The organism is Rhizobium sp. RSm-3, assembly GCF_001854685.1.
In the GTDB taxonomy this organism is placed as follows: domain Bacteria; phylum Pseudomonadota; class Alphaproteobacteria; order Rhizobiales; family Rhizobiaceae; genus Rhizobium; species Rhizobium ecuadorense.
In genome coordinates, this window is record NZ_MAWZ01000010.1 from 95,654 (window position 1) to 112,007 (window position 16,354).

Annotated in this window: 18 protein-coding genes; 9 read left to right on the forward strand and 9 right to left on the reverse strand. The window is 61.3% G+C overall.

What is annotated here, in order from left to right; genetic code table 11:
* Positions 1-27 precede the first annotated feature (27 nt).
* A complete protein-coding gene (locus BBJ66_RS12410) occupies positions 28-234 on the reverse strand; it encodes a hypothetical protein (RefSeq protein WP_049732549.1) in 207 nt (68 codons plus the stop codon).
* 172 nt (positions 235-406) lie between these two features.
* On the opposite strand from BBJ66_RS12410, the gene BBJ66_RS12415 reads away from it, so the two are divergent.
* Positions 407-901 carry an Lrp/AsnC family transcriptional regulator gene (locus BBJ66_RS12415; RefSeq protein WP_049732548.1) on the forward strand — a complete coding sequence of 165 codons (495 nt, stop codon included), beginning with the start codon at positions 407-409 and terminating at the stop codon, positions 899-901.
* 12 nt (positions 902-913) lie between these two features.
* Here BBJ66_RS12415 and BBJ66_RS12420 read toward each other — a convergent pair whose 3' ends face one another.
* The gene (locus tag BBJ66_RS12420; protein ID WP_049732547.1) at positions 914-1,294 is read right to left on the reverse strand and encodes a winged helix-turn-helix transcriptional regulator; all 381 of its coding nucleotides are present in this window, start codon (positions 1,292-1,294) and stop codon (positions 914-916) included.
* 154 nt (positions 1,295-1,448) lie between these two features.
* On the opposite strand from BBJ66_RS12420, the gene BBJ66_RS12425 reads away from it, so the two are divergent.
* Positions 1,449-1,841 (forward strand): DoxX family protein, encoded by a 393-nt coding sequence (locus tag BBJ66_RS12425; RefSeq protein WP_049732546.1) that lies wholly within the window; start codon positions 1,449-1,451, stop codon positions 1,839-1,841.
* 35 nt (positions 1,842-1,876) lie between these two features.
* Positions 1,877-2,623: an SDR family NAD(P)-dependent oxidoreductase gene (locus BBJ66_RS12430; protein ID WP_049732545.1), complete on the forward strand. Its 747-nt coding sequence runs from the start codon at positions 1,877-1,879 to the stop codon at positions 2,621-2,623.
* 71 nt (positions 2,624-2,694) lie between these two features.
* Here the strand turns inward: BBJ66_RS12430 and BBJ66_RS12435 are convergent, their stop codons facing one another.
* Positions 2,695-3,591, reverse strand: a complete 897-nt coding sequence (locus tag BBJ66_RS12435; protein WP_071087317.1) for a LysR family transcriptional regulator — start codon at positions 3,589-3,591, stop codon at positions 2,695-2,697.
* 122 nt (positions 3,592-3,713) lie between these two features.
* Between BBJ66_RS12435 and BBJ66_RS12440 the strand changes: the two genes are divergently transcribed.
* From BBJ66_RS12440 to BBJ66_RS12450, 3 genes are all read left to right on the forward strand, one after another.
* The gene (locus BBJ66_RS12440; protein ID WP_049732543.1) at positions 3,714-4,460 is read left to right on the forward strand and encodes an SDR family oxidoreductase; all 747 of its coding nucleotides are present in this window, start codon (positions 3,714-3,716) and stop codon (positions 4,458-4,460) included.
* Positions 4,461-4,471: 11 nt separating this feature from the next.
* The gene (locus BBJ66_RS12445) at positions 4,472-4,942 is read left to right on the forward strand and encodes a cyclophilin-like fold protein (RefSeq protein WP_049732542.1); all 471 of its coding nucleotides are present in this window, start codon (positions 4,472-4,474) and stop codon (positions 4,940-4,942) included.
* A gap of 140 nt (positions 4,943-5,082) precedes the next feature.
* On the forward strand, positions 5,083-6,735 hold the full coding sequence (locus BBJ66_RS12450) for an acyltransferase (RefSeq protein ID WP_071087363.1): 1,653 nt from the start codon (positions 5,083-5,085) through the stop codon (positions 6,733-6,735).
* Between the two features lie 15 nt (positions 6,736-6,750).
* On the opposite strand, the gene BBJ66_RS12455 is transcribed toward BBJ66_RS12450, so the two are convergent.
* Positions 6,751-7,638: a LysR substrate-binding domain-containing protein gene (locus BBJ66_RS12455; RefSeq protein WP_071087319.1), complete on the reverse strand. Its 888-nt coding sequence runs from the start codon at positions 7,636-7,638 to the stop codon at positions 6,751-6,753.
* Between the two features lie 112 nt (positions 7,639-7,750).
* Here BBJ66_RS12455 and BBJ66_RS12460 point away from each other — a divergent pair, with 112 nt between their 5' ends.
* The 3 genes from BBJ66_RS12460 to BBJ66_RS12470 are packed head-to-tail and all read left to right on the forward strand — an operon-like array spanning position 7,751 to position 11,406.
* Positions 7,751-9,004, forward strand: coding sequence for an aromatic ring-hydroxylating oxygenase subunit alpha (locus BBJ66_RS12460; RefSeq protein WP_071087321.1), 1,254 nt, complete (start codon positions 7,751-7,753; stop codon positions 9,002-9,004).
* Entirely contained in the window at positions 8,994-10,085 is a 1,092-nt protein-coding gene (locus tag BBJ66_RS12465) for an FAD-binding oxidoreductase (protein WP_071087323.1), read from the forward strand. Before BBJ66_RS12460 ends, BBJ66_RS12465 begins: the two co-directional genes overlap by 11 nt.
* 40 nt (positions 10,086-10,125) lie before the next feature.
* Entirely contained in the window at positions 10,126-11,406 is a 1,281-nt protein-coding gene (locus BBJ66_RS12470) for a M24 family metallopeptidase (protein WP_071087325.1), read from the forward strand.
* A gap of 25 nt (positions 11,407-11,431) precedes the next feature.
* Here the strand turns inward: BBJ66_RS12470 and BBJ66_RS12475 are convergent, their stop codons facing one another.
* From BBJ66_RS12475 to BBJ66_RS12495, 5 genes are read right to left on the reverse strand one after another with little or no spacing between them, the layout of a single operon-like run.
* The gene (locus tag BBJ66_RS12475; protein WP_071087326.1) at positions 11,432-12,445 is read right to left on the reverse strand and encodes a GlxA family transcriptional regulator; all 1,014 of its coding nucleotides are present in this window, start codon (positions 12,443-12,445) and stop codon (positions 11,432-11,434) included.
* Positions 12,446-12,485: 40 nt separating this feature from the next.
* Positions 12,486-13,484 (reverse strand): 4-hydroxyproline epimerase, encoded by a 999-nt coding sequence (locus BBJ66_RS12480; RefSeq protein ID WP_071087364.1) that lies wholly within the window; start codon positions 13,482-13,484, stop codon positions 12,486-12,488.
* A 14-nt stretch (positions 13,485-13,498) separates the two neighbouring features.
* Positions 13,499-14,350: an ABC transporter permease gene (locus tag BBJ66_RS12485; RefSeq protein ID WP_049732536.1), complete on the reverse strand. Its 852-nt coding sequence runs from the start codon at positions 14,348-14,350 to the stop codon at positions 13,499-13,501.
* Complete coding sequence (locus BBJ66_RS12490) at positions 14,347-15,195, reverse strand: ABC transporter permease (protein WP_071087328.1); 849 nt, start codon at positions 15,193-15,195, stop codon at positions 14,347-14,349. The genes BBJ66_RS12485 and BBJ66_RS12490 overlap by 4 nt, the downstream gene beginning before the upstream one ends.
* Positions 15,196-15,216: 21 nt before the next feature.
* Complete coding sequence (locus BBJ66_RS12495; protein ID WP_071087330.1) at positions 15,217-16,308, reverse strand: quaternary amine ABC transporter ATP-binding protein; 1,092 nt, start codon at positions 16,306-16,308, stop codon at positions 15,217-15,219.
* Positions 16,309-16,354: the final 46 nt, after the last annotated feature.

The following is a 16,354-nucleotide window of genomic DNA, read 5'->3' on the forward strand; positions in this document are numbered from 1 at the left end:
GGAGTCCCTGATCAGTGAATGTTTCGTCTAACGGATAAATGGAACAGCGGGCTCGTCGTCCCAGGTGGCATCGTCCGTAAAAATCGGGCCGGAATATTCCGTCTCGCGAAGCGGGCGCGCATTGGGCTTGTCGCGCTTGAGGGTGAATGGGGCTGCGACCGCTCTTATCGCCACCGGCCGGTAGTGAGCGAGCAGATCCGGTTTTTGATCGCCATCCGCTTTTCTTTCATGCATCTATGATCCCCCTTTTTGCGCGTCGCGGCTACCGATTTCGGCAATGCGCCCAGCGGCCGCGCCCTTCCTCCGATTGCCGAGCATAATCTATCACAGCCGAAAATCGCGATCTCACTTGATTTCAACAGTTTTCAAGCTGTATGAACTTATAAACCGAGCACAGAGAGTTCAAATGGCCACAGAAACCGACATCTTTAGTGAATTGGACCAGTTCGACAGAAAGATCCTCGCCGCGCTCGCCGAGGACGGCAGACTGTCGATCACCGATCTCGCGGCGCGCGTCGGGCTTTCGAAGACGCCGTGCCAGATCCGCTTCAAGCGGCTGATCAGTGACGGCTACATCGAAGGCTTCAAAGCCGTCCTCAACCCGTCGAAAATGCAGCTCGACCACATCGCCTTCGTCGAGGTGAAGCTTTCCGATACCCGCGAGGATGCGCTGAAAAGCTTCAACGACGCCATCAAGAAGATCCGGGAAGTCGAAGAGTGCCACATGATCGCCGGCAGGTTCGATTATCTCCTGAAGATCCGCACCCGCGACATCGGCCGCTACCGCCGCGTGCTGGGCGAGCGTATCTCGACGCTGCCCCATGTTGCCAGCACCTCGACGAATGTCGCTATGGAAACAGTCAAGGAAGCCTGGGACAAGTTCGGGTCGAGCCTTTCGTGAATGTGAAGCAGTTCAGCGATCTCTCGCTTTCCGGCCGCGTGCGCTCGGCTTCACCGGCACGCTCTTGCCGTACTCGTTCCACCATGCCGTCAAAGCTTCCATCGTGGGGCCGAGGCCCCGCGCTTTTTGCGTGATCTCATATTCGACGCGCGGAGGAACCTCCGCAAAGATCGTGCGGGACACCAAACCGTCCGCTTCGAGTTCACGAAGTTGCGCCGTCAGCATGTGTTGGGTGATGCCGGGAATAGCCTTTCTCAATTCGCCGAACCGATAGATCCGCTGATTGAGCAGCCACATGATTTCCAGCTTCCATTTGCCGGAAAGCAGCGCGAAGGCTCGCCGCATCTCTTCATGCATATTCACTTCTTCTTCAGCCATGGTCTGCTTTTCCATACTAACAGCAAGTAAATCATCCTACTTGCAAATATAAATGTTAGACGACATTTCTCTGCGTGCACAAGAAGGCGCAGGAAAAGCGCCTCTCAAAACAAACCGACAGACTCGACGAGAGGAATGTTGCTGCGTGGGCAGCGACAGGGATGAACTCATGCCTGAATATTACGTCTACTGGATCAGCACGGGACTTCTGTCCGCGCTCTACCTTGCCTCAGCCACCATCTATGTCACCAAGCGAGACTGGGTTCGCCAGGTTCTGGCGGAACTCGGATACAAGGCTTCCTATCTCATTCCACTCATGATCGTCATCAAGGTTCTTGGCCCGGTCGCGATCCTTTCACGCATCAGCATGCCGCTCAGTGATCTCGCCTATGCCGGCATCTTCTTCCACCTGCTGCTGTCGGGCCTCGCACATATCGGTGTTCGAAAACCCGCCGGCGCCCTGCCCGCGGCGATCGGCCTGGCGCTGCTCGTCACCTCGTTCCTGACGCAGAACGACGCCCGCCTCGTTCCTTCCCCCTACGTTCAGACCGCAGCGCGCTGACGTCCGATAACTTTAACCCAACCAAGGAGATAGAAATGGGCCGACTCAATGGAAAAGTTGCCATCGTCACGGGCGCAAGCCGCGGCATCGGCCGCGCCACTGCAAAGCTCTTTGCCGCCGAAGGCGCGAAGGTCGCAATTCTCTCGCGCACATCAGAAGGCGTCGAACGTGTCGTCGCTGATATCGTCGAAGCGGGCGGCACAGCACTCGGCGTCGTCTGCGATGTCGGAGAGACCGACCGGATCACGGCCGCGGTGGACCAGGTGGTAGCCGCATATGGCCGCATCGACATTCTCGTGAACAATGCTTTCGACGGTTCCGCGGTCTCGTCTTCGGTCATCGACCTCTCGGTCGAGCTGTTGCAACGAAACTTCGATACCGGGCCGATCGCCTATCTGCGGTTCATGCAGGCTTGCTATCCTCACCTGAGAGAAAGCGGAGAAGGCCGGATCATCAACTTCGGCTCGATGGCCGCCACCAGCGGGCTTGCTGGTTATGGCCCGTACAATATGGCCAAGGAGGCGGTGCGCGCTCTGACCCGCACGGCGGCACGCGAATGGGGCGCCGACAAGATCACCGTGAACAACATCCTGCCGATCGCCGACACCTGGGGTGCTGCCGAAAAGGAGGTTCCTCCGCCAGCGAATGCACTCGCTCGTTTCGGCTCGCCGGAAGAGGACATTGCGCCAGTGGTGCTGTTCCTTGCCAGCAAGGATTCGCAGTTCATCACAGGCTACAGCCTCACCCCCGATGGCGGCGCTATCATCGACAGCGCTCGGTAATCGCCGGTGAGCTAGGGGCGCAACAGGTTGCGCCCCTTTGTCCAATCGAGCGGTCCGGCGTGCTTTTGGGACTACCTACGACGGTAGCGAAAGGCTTCAACGAAGGCAGAAAACGCGGGAGATGGATGGCGCCGGCTGGGATAGTAGAGATGATAGCCTTGAAACGTCGGCATCCAGTCTGCGAGCACTTCGCGCAATTCGCCGCTGTCCAGATATCGCCGGACCAGATCCTTCGGCACATAGGCCAATCCAACGCCATCGAGAGCGGCATTGATCGCCGGCTCCATGTTGCTCAACACAAGCTGACCCTCGACCCGGACGCTGAATTCGCTGCCGTCCTTCTCAAATTCCCAGGCGTAAAGCGCGCCTGACGTCGGAAGCCGCAAATTGACGCAATTGTGGTCTGTCAGGTCCTGCGGTGTCGCAGGCATCACCCGCCCAGCAAAATAATCAGGCGATCCGACCACGGCATAGGAGACGTCGGGACCGAGACGAACGGCCACCATGTCGCGCGCGATTGCTTCGCCGAGCCGCACGCCGGCATCGAACTGGCGCTCGACAATGTTTGTGAAGCCGTTGTCGACGATGATTTCCACGGTGATATCAGGGTAGTCACGCAGAAATGCCGGCAGTCTGGAACGAAAAACCAGCTCGACGGCGTCGTCGGGACACACCAGCCGAACCAGACCTGAAGGCCTGTCACGCAATGCGCCGAGAGCGCTGATACCGGCGGCGATGCTCTCGAAATGCGGCTGGATGCTTTCGACCAGGCGCGTGCCCGCTGCCGTTGGCGCAACATCCCGTGTCGTGCGCGAAAGAAGACGGATGCCGAGCCGCTCTTCGAGCGCGCTGACCGTGTGGCTCAGAGCCGAGCGGGTGACCCCCAGCTTTGAGGCAGCGCGCGTGAAGCTTCGCTCCTTTGCCACTTCCAGAAACGCCCGTATTTCGGTGAATTCGTCCCGACGCATTGTTGAATATCCCTCACCACGACATCCAGATTATAGCGCCTACTCACGCGAAACCAGCCGGATTATCTATCCCGAGCAGACAGATGAACAGGTTGCGGCCGTTGGCCAATCGGGAGATCACCATGCGACACGGTATCGAAAACAAAATCGTCGTCATCACCGGCGCAAGCAGCGGACTTGGCGAAGCCACAGCGCGTCACCTCGCCGAGCGCGGCGCTTCGGTTGTCTTGGGGGCGCGCCGAACGAGCCGGATCGAAAGTCTGGCTGAAGAACTGAGGTCCAAGGGCCTGAAGGCGAAAGCGGTCCAGACCGACGTCACGGATCCACATCAGGTCAAGACGCTCGTCGACACCGCCGTCGAAGAATTCGGTCGGATCGACGTGATGCTGAACAATGCCGGGCTGATGCCGCTTGCGCCGCTCGAACGGCTGAAGCTCGACGAGTGGGATCGCATGATCGACGTAAACATCAAGGGTGTGCTCTACGGTGTTGCGGCAGCACTGCCCCATATGAGGGCGCAGAAATCGGGGCACATCATCAACGTATCCTCCGTCTACGGCCATGTGGTCGATCCAGGCGCCACCGTTTACTGCGCCACAAAATTCGCCGTGCGCGCGCTTTCGGAGGGGCTGCGGAAGGAAATGAAGCCATACAACATTCGCACCACGATCATCTCACCCGGCGCGGTGAGAACCGAGCTGCTCGAGCATATCAGCGAGAAGGACATTCAGGCCGGCACGCAGGAGTTCGTCAGCAAGATCGCCATCGGCGCTGACACCTTCGCCAGAACGGTCGCCTTCGCGGTGAATGAGCCTGATGACGTCGATATCAATGAGATCCTGTTCCGGCCCACGGCTCAGCCGGTCTGATTCAACGCGCCATGTCGACCACATCCCAATTCATGAGCCGGCGGACGATGTTAGGGCTAGCGCTGACGGCTGGCGCCATGCCGCGCCTGGCGACCGCACAGGAAGGCAGCAGCCCGGCGAGTCAGAAACCCACCGACGTCAGGATCGGAATAAGCTTCTGCAACCTGACCCTGACTGCAACGCTTTACGACAATCCCTCCGCGCTGGATCTTGCATCCATGCTGCCTTTGGACCTCAAGATCGAGGACTACGGCAAGAACGAGAAGATCGTCCATCTGCCACGCAAGCTCACGGAAGAAGGCAGTGCTCCCTTCGGCAACGAACAGCCGGGCGATCTTTGCTATTTCAAGCCCTGGGGAAACCTCGCCCTCTTCTACGGGGACTACCGTTGGGACGGACTGATCCGCCTCGGCCGCTTCGACAATGGTTTTGAGCCGCTGCTCATCAGGGGAGAATTCCCGGTGCGCATCGAACGGATCTGACAGCCGCCATGCCAGAAGCGGTTCTCCGACGGCTTGATCCGGTCTTGCTTTCGCAGGAATGACACCATCTGATGCAGTGCGAGGCAGGATCGCCGAAGCCAGACGGATGTTCGGCGGTCGAAATCGACAATGAGGATCAGATGGACCAAGGCCATAACCGGCAAGCGTCGACGAGCGAGGATCGGGAATCGCGCAGGCTGCAATATCTTCCCTGGGAACGCATCGCGTCTGACCTCGATCATCCCGCCCATCTCGCCCGCAAGGCGGCGCTTCGGCGCTCATGCGGCGCCGAATTGGCCGAGACGTCCTATATCGCCGAGAACGCCGCGATCTTCACCGAAAGCCTGACGATGGGCGAGCGGTCCTGGATTGCCGGGCAGGCGCTCGTGCGGGGCGATGTGGTCCTCGGCGACGATTGCTCGATCAATCCTTTTGCCTGTGTGTCCGGCAAGGTGACGTGCGGCAATGGGGTGCGAATTGCCTCGCACGCATCGATCGTCGGATTCAATCACGGCTTCGACGATCCTGATCGCCCCATCCATCGCCAGGGCGTCATCAGCCTCGGCATCGTGATCGGCGACGATGTCTGGATCGGCGCTAATTGCGTTATCCTCGATGGCGTCACCATTGGAAATGGCGCGGTGATCGCCGCCGGGGCCGTGGTCACGCAGGACATTCCCGCCCTGTCGATTGCCGGAGGCGTACCGGCAAAGGTGCTGCGGCGCCGAGGCAAGGCGGCCAGGAAATCCGGCATTGCAGATATCGAAGATCAGTTGGTCAGGCTCGGTCAGAAGGCGAAAGAGCAATGGCCGGATATTCTCGCCCGCTGGAAAACAGCTGAGGCCTATGAATCGCTGGAGGCGGACGGCGTCAGGCGATCGGCGATCCGGCATCTCTGCGATGCCATCGAGATCGCAGCCGGCTTCGGCCAGCTGCCGCGCGGGCTCGATCAGCCGCAGACCGTCCAGCGTCTCCAAAGTCTCCAGGACCGGGAGACAGGCCTCTTCCCGGAAGAGCATTCGCGCGTGCATGGCCGGGCGTTGAGGGAGGATCCGAAGGCACTCTACAATGTCCTTTCGGTCGGTTATGCGCTTGAATTGCTTGGCTCCGGACCACGGCACCCCATCCAGGCGGTGCAACTCGGCACTCAAGAGCTGGAGCAATGGCTAAGCGCCCTGCCCTGGTCGAGCCGGGCATGGCATGCCGGCAGCGTGGTCGATGCCATCGGAACCGCCATGTACTTCAATGCCAAGTATTTCGGCATCAAGGATTCGCGCCAGCAGCTCTTCGAGTGGCTGAGCCGCAATGCCAACAGCGTCTCGGGCCTGTGGGGCGAGCCGACGGCGCTGGAAGGATGGCTGCAGCCGGTGAACGGCTTTTACCGACTGACGCGTGGCACCTACGCGCAGTTCGGTATGCCGCTCCCGCACCCGCATGCCGCGCTCGAAACGGTTCATCTCAATTATCGCAATCACACGGGCTTCGTTGCTGAGAAATACAATGCCTGCAACCTGCTCGACACGATCCATCCGCTGCTGCTGATTGCCCGCCAGACCGATTATCGGCGGGCCGACGGCGAGGCGATCGCCCGCAATCTTATCTCAAGGGCCTTGGACAGATGGCGGGATGGCGAAGGATTCCCCTTCGCCGACGGTAGCGTACCGAGCTTGCAGGGCACGGAGATGTGGCTTTCCGTCATCCACCTGGCGGCCGATTTCCTGGACCTGTCGGATCGCTTCGCCTTTGTTCCGAAGGGCGTGCACCGGACGGCGACTCCGGGGTTGGGCTTGTAGCTTTGGCCTTTTCGATCAACCGTGCAATGATGCCGTCAGCCAGGCGGCGGCGAGATCGCGGGCGCTGCTTCGCTTGGCTTTGACGGGCACGATGACATTGTAACGCCCTTCGGCGGCAAGCTCGCTGCTGTCTGCCTGCACCAGGGTTCCGTCCTCCAAGAACGTGCCGACCAGCATGCGCCATCCCAGCGCCACCCCCTGCCCGGCGCGGGCGGCGGCGATGGTTTCGGTATAGTGGTTGAACCGAAGCGATGGCTTGACCTCGATATTGGCACCAATCAGCGAAACCCATTGCGACCAGTTGTACCAGGACCGATCGACAACGTCCGTTTCGATAAATTCGTCGGCCGAGCCTAACGGTCCATCTCCTCGGCGCCTGAGATAATCCGGAGAGCAGACGGGGGAAATGACGTCGCCACGCGAGGCGATGACGGTCCCGTCGCTGAAGGGCGGCAGGCCGTAGCGGATCGCCACGTCGACCTCTCCGCCATCGAGCGCGATCGGGCTGTCCTGGGAAATCACCCGTACCAGAATACCGGGATTGGCCCGGCGGAATTCGGCGAGCCGCGGCAGCAGCCAAAAGGAAGAGAAGGCCACGGTCGCTCCGATCGTCACCACGTCCTGGCTGCGCGACTGCATCGCCTCCACGCTTTCGGCAATATCGGCAAAGCTCTTTGCCAGCGTGGCGCCGAGGCTGATGCATGCCGCCGTCGGTTCGATCGCCCGGTGTTTGCGCACAAACAGGGCCTGGCCGAACTCCTCCTCCAGCAACGCAATCTGCCGGCTGACCGCCGCCTGGGTGACGCCGAGTTCGCTTGCCGCGGTCGTAAAGCTCTTCCGGCGCAGCACCGCTTCCAGCGTCACCAGCGCCGTCAGCGACGGGAGCCGTCTCCGAAACTGCATCTCAAAACCCCCTCTTGGCATGAGAAAAAATTATGCGAGCGTGATTTTTTATGCCGTTGAAAGCCCCACGATGCAAGGGCAACCTAGGGAAACTCTCACATAAGAGGTTCTCATGCTAAATAGGCTTCCATCTACCATTTCGGCACTGCTCGACTCCCGCTCGGAAGGCCACTCGCTGCCGGCCGGCCTCTATATAAGAGAAGACGTATTCGAAGCGGATATCGACGTCTTCTTCCACAAGCACTGGATCTGCGTCGGCCTCGACTGTGATGTTCCAGAGCCCGGCGACGCTACGGTCGTCGATATCGGCAAGACGAGCCTGATCCTGCTGCGCGACGACGACGGCGAAATCCGCGTGCTGCACAATGTCTGCCGCCATCGCGGCTCCCGTCTTCTCAACCCGGGCAGGACGATCGTTTCGAAGCTCGTCTGTCCCTATCACACCTGGACCTATGAGCTGACGGGCGAACTCAGCTACGCCCCCCATATGGGCAAGGAATTCGACAAGGATTGTCACGGTCTCAAGCCGGTAACCTTCAAGTCGATCGGCGGCCTGATTTACGTGTGCCTGTCCGACAATCCGCCCGAGGACATTGCCGTCCTCGAACAGGCGATGATCGAGCGGCTCGCGCCCTACGATATCCGCAATGCCAAGATCGCCCACCAGACCGACGTCATCGAAGACGGCAACTGGAAGCTGACGATGGAGAACAATCGCGAGTGCTATCACTGCTCCGCCAACCACCCGGAACTCTGCGTCTCCTTCGTCGATCTCGACTTCGGCTTCGATCCCGAAACGTTGAGCCCTGAGGATCGTGAACAGGCCGAGGAGCATTTCCGGCTTTACGAGGCGCGCACGCAGGCATGGGAGGCCGATGGCTTCCCCTCGGCTGCCGTCGAGCAGCTTTCCGACTGCGCCACTAACTTCCGCACGCAGCGGCTGATCATATCAGGTGCGGGCGAATCCCAGACCCCCGACGCCACCGCCGCATCGTCCAAGCTCCTCGGGCAGATGACCCGCAAGGATCTCGGCGACACGCATCTCTGGGGTCATAACAGCTGGAACCACTTCATGGGCGACCATGCCGTGGTGGCAACCGTTATCCCGCTCTCTTCAGGCAAGACGCTGGTCAGGACCAAGTGGCTGGTGCACAAGGACGCCGTCGAAGGGGTCGATTACGACCTCGACAAGCTGACGGATGTCTGGGTCGCAACCACCGATCAGGACGCCGATCTCGTCGCCCGTTCCCATGCCGGCGCTCTCGATCCGGCCTATCAGCCGGGTCCCTATTCCCGCTTTTCCGAGACGAACCTCGACAAGTTCGCCAGCTGGTACATCGACCGGATGCGCGCTCATGGATACTAGGACCCCGCAAGTGCTGCTCGCAAAGGCCGCCCTTCACGACGTCTGGAATCCCGAGGAAGACGATGCGCTCGTCTGCCTCGACGTCCAGCAGGAGACCCACGACGTCAAGACGTTCACCTTCGCCTCCCCTGGGGGGAAGCACTTCGCCTTCAAGGCCGGACAGTATTTTCTGTTCGACCTTGAACACAATGGAGAGGCTGAAAGCCGGTGCTACAGCATCTCCTCTTCGCCGCATCGCACGAACGCCTTCTCCGTCACGGTGAAGCGCGTTCCGGGCGGCAAGATCTCCAACTGGCTTCACGACTCGCTGGTTCCGGGCGCATCCGTCAAGGCGAACGGCCCGCTCGGCCATTTCGTCCGGTCCGAGACGTCGGGACCTAAGCTTCTGCTGCTCTCCGGCGGCTCCGGCATCACCCCGGTCATGTCCATTCTGCGGGAACTTGCCGACAGCTGCGAACCCGCCGATGTTGTCTTCATGCACGCCGCGCGCACACCACAGGATTTGATCTTCCGCGACGAGCTTGCCTGCATCGCCCGCAGGCTGAAGGGCCTTCGGCTGCACTTCCTCCCGGAGACCGTCGCCGGCGAGGCGTCCTGGCCGGGTCTCACCGGCCGTATTTCGGCGGACTATGTCAGGCTTGCGGTTCCCGATATCGCCGAGCGGACGCTGATGTGCTGCGGCCCCGCCCCGTTCATGGCGGCGGCCCGCCGCATTTCCACCGAGCTCGGCGTCCCCGCCTCGCACTATCTCGAGGAAAGCTTCGACGCCGCCGTCATCGACGAACCGGAAATCCCTGCAGTTCAAGAGGCGACTGCCAAGGTCTTTCAGGTGACCTTTTCGAAGCAGGCCCGCAGCATCGAGGTGACAGGCGATCAGAGCGTGCTCTCCTGCGCGAAGAAGTCGGGTGTCAGGATTCCATCCTCCTGCGCCAACGGCGTCTGCGGCACCTGCAAGTCGAAGCTGACATCGGGCACGGTCGACATGAACCACAATGGCGGCATTCGCCAGAGGGAAATCGACGCCGGATTCTTCCTGCCCTGCTGCTCGAAGCCGCTCAGCGATCTCGTCATCGAACGCTGAGCGACACCGCATTATTCACCGACAACAGGGGAGCACTCGGATGATGCGAGACGAAAACGATTCCGTCGAGCTGACCGGCTCGACCGTCTTCAAGGATGAGCGCAAGCAGGCCTACCTCAACCCCGAGGGAGCGGACCGGCCTCTCATCAGTCCTGTGCCGGCCGCGACGCTCGACCGGGCGCGCCGCTACCGGCTGGCGCGGCTGCGCATGAGGATGCGCGAGTGGGATTGCGGCGCCCTGCTGCTCTACGATCCTGTCAACATCCGTTATGCCTTCGACTCGTCGAATATGAGCATCTGGACGATGCATAATCCGTCGCGCTACGCGCTGATCCTGGCCGACGGCCCGGCCATCATGTTCGAATTCGAAGGCGCTGAGCACGTCAATGACGGGCTCCCCGGCATCGACGAGATCCGGCTGGCGAAGTCCTGGATCTTCTTCACCGCAGGCAACCTCGTGGAACCCCGCCTGAAGGCCTGGGCGGACGAGATCGCCGACATCGTCAAGGGCAATGGCGGCAACAGGCGCATCGCGGTGGACAGGCTCGAACCGGCGGGCGCCTTCGAGCTGACGGAACGCGGATTTACCCTTCTCGACGGCCAGGAACTGGCCGAACGGGCGCGGTCGATCAAAAGCGATGAAGAAATCGAGCTGTTGCGCTGGACGATCCGCGTCTGTGAAGCGGGAATGGCGCGGATGTACGAGGTATCGGAGCCGGGCCGCACCGAGCGGGAGATCTGGGCCGAGCTGCACTTCGAAAATGCGCGCAGCGGCGGCGAATGGCTGGAGACCAAGCTATTGACCGCAGGCCCCCGAACCAATCCCTGGTATCAGGAGTGTTCGGACTACGTCATCAAGCGCGGCGAGATGATCTCCTTCGACACCGATATGATCGGCCCCTACGGCTATTGCGCCGACCTCTCGCGCTCATGGACATCAGGCCACGTGGCCATGAACGCCAAGCAGAAGGAGCTTTACGCCGCAGCCAGGGACCAGATCGAACACAATCTGTCGGTCATCCGGCCGGGCATGACGTTCCGGGAGTTCAACGAACTGTCCTGGCAAATCCCGGAGAAATACCAGCCTTATCGCTACACGCTCGCCCTGCACGGCACCGGCATGGCCGACGAATGGCCGGGCGTGTTGCTGCACCCGGATTTCGATCCCGCTTTCAGCGGCATCATCGAGGAGAACATGGTGCTCAACGTCGAAAGCCTGATCGCCGAAGCCGGTTCCGAGAGCATCAAACTAGAAACCCAGGCCCTGATCACCGCCAAGGGCGCGGAGCGGCTGGACAGCTTTCCGTGGGAGGATATCTGAAACCTCTTCGCGCGAGGCGTCTCGGTCAGTGCGCCCTCAAAGCTGCAGCGCGATGCTGTGACGGCGTCTGCCCGAAAGTCCGCTTGAAGGTCCGCGTGAACTGCGAGGCATTTTCAAAGCCGACATCGAGCGCGATCTCGATAAGCGGCGCCTTCGACTGGACCAGGATCGATTTTGCCCGCTCCATGCGAACCCGATTATAGGCCTTGGCGGGAGACATTCCCGTCTTGTCGATGAAAATTCTCTCCAGCTGCCGCCGTGACAGCCCAACCATGCCGGCAAGCTTCTGGATCGATATGCTGCCGTCGACGAACTGCTCCATCGTAATCATCGCCGCCTTGACGCGAGCGTCGTCATAATCGTCGTACAGCGGACGGCGGGGCTGGATATCCGCCGGCGCCCGGGCCTTCTCAATCTGAAGCACTTCAAGCGCATTTCGCTCGGCATCCCGGCTGATATATTTCCTGACCAGCAAGGCCGCCATGTCGGCCGAACTGCTGCCGCCGGCGCAGGATCCGCGCTGGCGATCGAGATTGAAGAGCCGGTCGGACCGAACGCCGTGATCGGGGAACCGCTCGCGAAACTCCTTGTAATGCAGCCAGCTCACGCAGGATTCGTGCCGCTTCATCAGGCCGGCGGCCGCAAGAATGAACGAGCCCGTGCAAACGCCGATCAGCGGCACCTTCTTGGCATCCGCCTGCCTGAGAAAATTGATGGTCTGCTGATCGACAGGGTTTTCCACCGTCAGAAGCCCGCCGACGACCACGATGTAGTCGAATTTCAAAGGATCGACGAAATCGGAGGTCGGGGCAACCTGGACGCCGCAGCTTGAGGTGATCAGATGCCGCGTGCTGCCGATCACCTGCCAATCGGCAAGCACCCTTCCGGAGCGATCCTGCTCGTCGCTGGCAAGCCGCAGCGTATCGATGAAGAGCGCAAAGGCCGACAGCGTAAATGACCGCGACAGCACGAATCCCACTTTAAGCCGGGCGCCGGGTTTCGCGGCGCCGTCTCCCTGCCGATGCTGCTCCGGTCGCATAGTCATCTCCTTGCCGCCTCTCAAAACTCGGAAAATGCGCTCATCGAATTTGAAAACCGTGTGCCAGCGGATCACGGTCGTCAACGAAAATGGTGTTGTGGCCGATGACCCGCGCCCAGCCGCCGATGCTTGGAAGAATGCCGCGATAGGGTCCGACCCTCGCCTCAGCTTCGACCCGGCCCTCGAAAATGGTTCCGATCAGGCTTTCATGACGGTATTTCGACCCGACATCGAGCCGCCCCTTGCCATGGAGCTGGGCCATGCGCGCCGACGTGCCGGTGCCGCCCGGCGACCGATCGATGGCCTTGTCGCCGTAGAAGACCGCGCAGCGTCCGTCCGAGACGTCGTTGACCGGACGGTCGCACCAGATCGCATGATGCACGCCGCGGATCCTGGCATCGTCGGGATGGACGGGATCGCAGACGCCAGCAAGCGCCGATCTCAGCCTCTGGCTGCAGCCGACAATATCGGACGCCGACATGTCGTCGAGCCCGCTCCAATTCTCTTGCGGCTCGACGACCGCATAATAATTGCCGCCATAGGAGATATCGACCCGCAAACGGCCCATGCCGGGCACATCGACCTCGACATCGGCCTCGTGGAGATAGCTCGCCACATTGTGGAGACGAACGCTATCGACATAGCCGCCCTTCTCCTCATAGGTGACATCAACTCTGCCGGCCGGCGTTTCGATGGCGACCCTGCCGGGCTCGCGGGGCCTGACCAGTCCTTCCTCGATCGCAGCGGTCACGGTGCCGATCGTGCCGGCGCCGCACATCGGCAGGCAGCCGCTGACCTCGATGAAAAGGACGGCGAAATCGCAGTCTTCCCGGTAGGCAGGGTAGATGATCGAGCCCGACATGATGTCATGCCCCCTCGGCTCGAACATCAGCGCCTTGCGGACCCAATCGTGGTCGCGGACGAAGATCTCCCGGCGCTCGCCCATCGGCAGGTGCGGAAGCAGCGGACCGCCGCCGGCAACGAGGCGGACGGGATTGCCGCAGGTATGGGCATCGATGCAGAAGAAGCTGTTTCTCATCCTCGTGTCCTTGCTCATCCCGCTTTCGGCAACCTGTCGCGGTCGAGCAGGCCGCGGGACAACCGGTCAAGCAGAAGGGCGACCGCGACGATCGCCAGGCCGGCTCTCAGACCAAGCCCCATCTCCATGCGCGTCAGGCCGCGCGTCACCTCGGCGCCGAGCCCGCCTGCGCCGACGAGGCCGGCCAGCACGACCATCGCCAGCGACAGAAGAATGCACTGGTTGAGCCCGACCAGCAGCGTCTGCTTGGCCAGGGGGATTTCGATCTTCCAGAGGATGGAGCGCGGCGGCGCGCCGATGGCGCTGCCGAGTTCGATGAACACCTTCGGCACCTGGTTGAAGGCCAGCGTCGTCAGGCGCAGCATCGGCGGAATGCCGTAGACGATGGTGGCGATGATCGCCGGCACGCGCCCAAGGCTGAAGATCATCACCGCGGGAATGAGATAGACCCATGGCGGCACGGTCTGCATCACGTCGAGAATCGGGCGAACCACCGCCTCCAACGTCTTGTGCCGCGAGCACAGGACGCCGATCGGAAAGGCGACGAGCACCGAGATCATGACGGCGACGCTGACCAGCGCAAGGGTCTGCATCGATGCCGTCCACAGCCCTACAACCAGGCAGAAACCGAGGCAGAGACCGGCAAGGATCGCGGCGCGCAGGCTGACGGCAAAGAATGCCAGGACGACAACGATCGCGATCAGCGCATAGGGTGGCACGAAGAGCAGTGCCGCCTCGATTGCCGAAAGCACCGTTTCCACCAGATAGCTGATGGCCGCAAACAGAGGGTGAAGATTGGTGTTGAGCCAATCGACCGATGGCGCCAGGAAGGCGCCGGGCGAAAACTGAAAGGTCGAAAGATTCATGCTTTCCTCCCTGTTCCCAAGCGAGCGGCACTCTGGGTTATCCGGTCAATCACCATGGTCAATACCACGATAGCGATCGCTCCATTGATTGAGGTGGCGATGTCGAGTGTCCTGATCGCGCCGTAGATCGTCTCTCCGAGCCCGCCGGAACCGACGATGCCGGCGATGACGACCATGCCGAAGGCCATCATCAGACTCTGATTGATGCCCGCCATGATGCTCGGCAGCGCAAAGGGAAGACGGATCTTGAAGAACATTCTTGCCGGCGTCATGCCCAGCGCCTCTCCAAGTTCGATGAATTCCTTGGGCGTCATGCGGATACCGAGCGAGGTCAGGCGGATGGCCGGCGGCACGGCGACGATCACGGTCGCAATCAGCGCCGTCGCCGGTCCGTAGCCGAGCAGGGCGATCGCCGGCAGCAGGTAGATATAGGGCGGAAGCGTCTGGATCAGATCGAGACCCGGCTCCATGAAGCGATCGAGAGCGGTGAAGAAGCCGGCGGCGATACCGATCGGGATGCCGATCGCCAAGGCGATCGCGGTCGCGGTCAGGACCAGAGCGAGCGTGCTCATCGTCTCCGGCCAGAGCCCCATCGAAAAACAAAGCGCCAGCGCGACGCCGCTCGCGAGGCCGAACCAGAGATTGACCGCCCGCCAGCCGATGAGCGCCGCGACCAGGGCGATCACGTAGAAGGGCGGAAGCTGCAGGAGCCAAAGGATGCCGTCATAAAGCCCTTCGAGAACCTGTCTGATATAGTCGAAGAGGAATTCTCCGTTGTCGCTCACCCATTCGAGCGCCGAGTCCGTCCATTCGTCGAAAACATCGGTGAAGGCTGAACTATCCATGTCAATCACCTCCAGTTGGGGTCACGCTGCCGTGAGATCGTGGGCGGAGGTCCCCTTGACGCCCATCAGCAGGCTGCGCGGCGTGACCACGCCGACGACCTGATCGTTGTCGACGACGGCGATGGCGTCACGCTCCGACTGCATCGTCAAAGAGATGAGCTCGTCGATATCGGCGTCCGGCGTCGTGCGCGCCAGCGAGGCGATGTCGAAGGTCGGCGCGCCTTGCTGGAATTCGGCGACACTGCGCATGACGGAATGCGCCTTGATCAGGTGCAGGCGGGAGATGCCCGCGACGAATTCGGCGACGTAGGCGTCCGCCGGGTTGAGGATGATTTCCTCTGCCGTGCCAGTCTGGATGATGACGCCGTCCTTCATGATCGCGATGCGATCGCCGATGCGGATCGCCTCGTCGAGATCATGGGTGATGAAGACGGCCGACTTGCCGAGAGCTTTGGTCAGCTGGCGGAATTCATCCTGGAGCTGGCGCCGGATCAGCGGGTCGAGCGCGCTGAACGGCTCGTCCATCAGGATGATCTCGGGGTCGGAGGCGAGCGCCCGGGCAAGCCCGACGCGTTGCTGCATGCCCCCGGAAAGCTCACTAGGATAACGGCTCAGCCAGTCGGCGAGGCCGACCTTCTCGAGGGCGGCGGCAGCGGTCTTGTTTCGCTCCGCCTTCGCAATACCCTGGACCTCGAGGCCGAAGGCCGCATTTTCGAGCACCGTCCGGTGCGGCAACAGCGCGACGCTCTGAAACACCATGCCGATGTTCTTGGCGCGCATCTGCCGGAGATCGACCGGCGACAAGGAGGCGAGGTCGCGTCCCTTGACCAGGACCTTGCCGGAGCTCGGCGTGATCAGCTTGTTGAGAAGGCGGATGAGCGTCGATTTTCCGCTTCCCGACAGTCCCATGATGCAGAAGATTTCGCCGCGCCGGACCTCGATGCTCGCATCGGAGACGCCGACGACGCAGTTGAATTCCTTGAGGACCTCTGTCTTGCCGAGGCCGCGCTCCTTGATCGATTTCATCGCGGCGGCGGACTTGCCTCCGAAAACCTTCCAGAGGGATTGGCAGTCGATCAGGACATCCTTGGCATCGATATTGGCGGCTTTCATAGCGATCCCCTTTGAGCCAATGGCGCTGGCTTCTTCATTCGGTTTG

Coding starts and splice junctions, on each gene's coding strand:
- BBJ66_RS12420 (WP_049732547.1), bottom strand. CDS start 1,294: ATGGAAAAGCAGACCATGGCTGAAGAAGAAGTGAATATGCATGAAGAG.
- BBJ66_RS12410 (WP_049732549.1), bottom strand. CDS start 234: ATGCATGAAAGAAAAGCGGATGGCGATCAAAAACCGGATCTGCTCGCT.
- BBJ66_RS12460 (WP_071087321.1), top strand. CDS start 7,751: ATGCTAAATAGGCTTCCATCTACCATTTCGGCACTGCTCGACTCCCGC.
- BBJ66_RS12495 (WP_071087330.1), bottom strand. CDS start 16,308: ATGAAAGCCGCCAATATCGATGCCAAGGATGTCCTGATCGACTGCCAA.
- BBJ66_RS12480 (WP_071087364.1), bottom strand. CDS start 13,484: ATGAGAAACAGCTTCTTCTGCATCGATGCCCATACCTGCGGCAATCCC.
- BBJ66_RS12455 (WP_071087319.1), bottom strand. CDS start 7,638: ATGCAGTTTCGGAGACGGCTCCCGTCGCTGACGGCGCTGGTGACGCTG.
- BBJ66_RS12435 (WP_071087317.1), bottom strand. CDS start 3,591: ATGCGTCGGGACGAATTCACCGAAATACGGGCGTTTCTGGAAGTGGCA.
- BBJ66_RS12470 (WP_071087325.1), top strand. CDS start 10,126: ATGATGCGAGACGAAAACGATTCCGTCGAGCTGACCGGCTCGACCGTC.
- BBJ66_RS12450 (WP_071087363.1), top strand. CDS start 5,083: ATGGACCAAGGCCATAACCGGCAAGCGTCGACGAGCGAGGATCGGGAA.
- BBJ66_RS12430 (WP_049732545.1), top strand. CDS start 1,877: ATGGGCCGACTCAATGGAAAAGTTGCCATCGTCACGGGCGCAAGCCGC.
- BBJ66_RS12465 (WP_071087323.1), top strand. CDS start 8,994: ATGGATACTAGGACCCCGCAAGTGCTGCTCGCAAAGGCCGCCCTTCAC.
- BBJ66_RS12490 (WP_071087328.1), bottom strand. CDS start 15,195: ATGGATAGTTCAGCCTTCACCGATGTTTTCGACGAATGGACGGACTCG.
- BBJ66_RS12475 (WP_071087326.1), bottom strand. CDS start 12,445: ATGCGACCGGAGCAGCATCGGCAGGGAGACGGCGCCGCGAAACCCGGC.
- BBJ66_RS12440 (WP_049732543.1), top strand. CDS start 3,714: ATGCGACACGGTATCGAAAACAAAATCGTCGTCATCACCGGCGCAAGC.
- BBJ66_RS12485 (WP_049732536.1), bottom strand. CDS start 14,350: ATGAATCTTTCGACCTTTCAGTTTTCGCCCGGCGCCTTCCTGGCGCCA.
- BBJ66_RS12415 (WP_049732548.1), top strand. CDS start 407: ATGGCCACAGAAACCGACATCTTTAGTGAATTGGACCAGTTCGACAGA.
- BBJ66_RS12425 (WP_049732546.1), top strand. CDS start 1,449: ATGCCTGAATATTACGTCTACTGGATCAGCACGGGACTTCTGTCCGCG.
- BBJ66_RS12445 (WP_049732542.1), top strand. CDS start 4,472: ATGTCGACCACATCCCAATTCATGAGCCGGCGGACGATGTTAGGGCTA.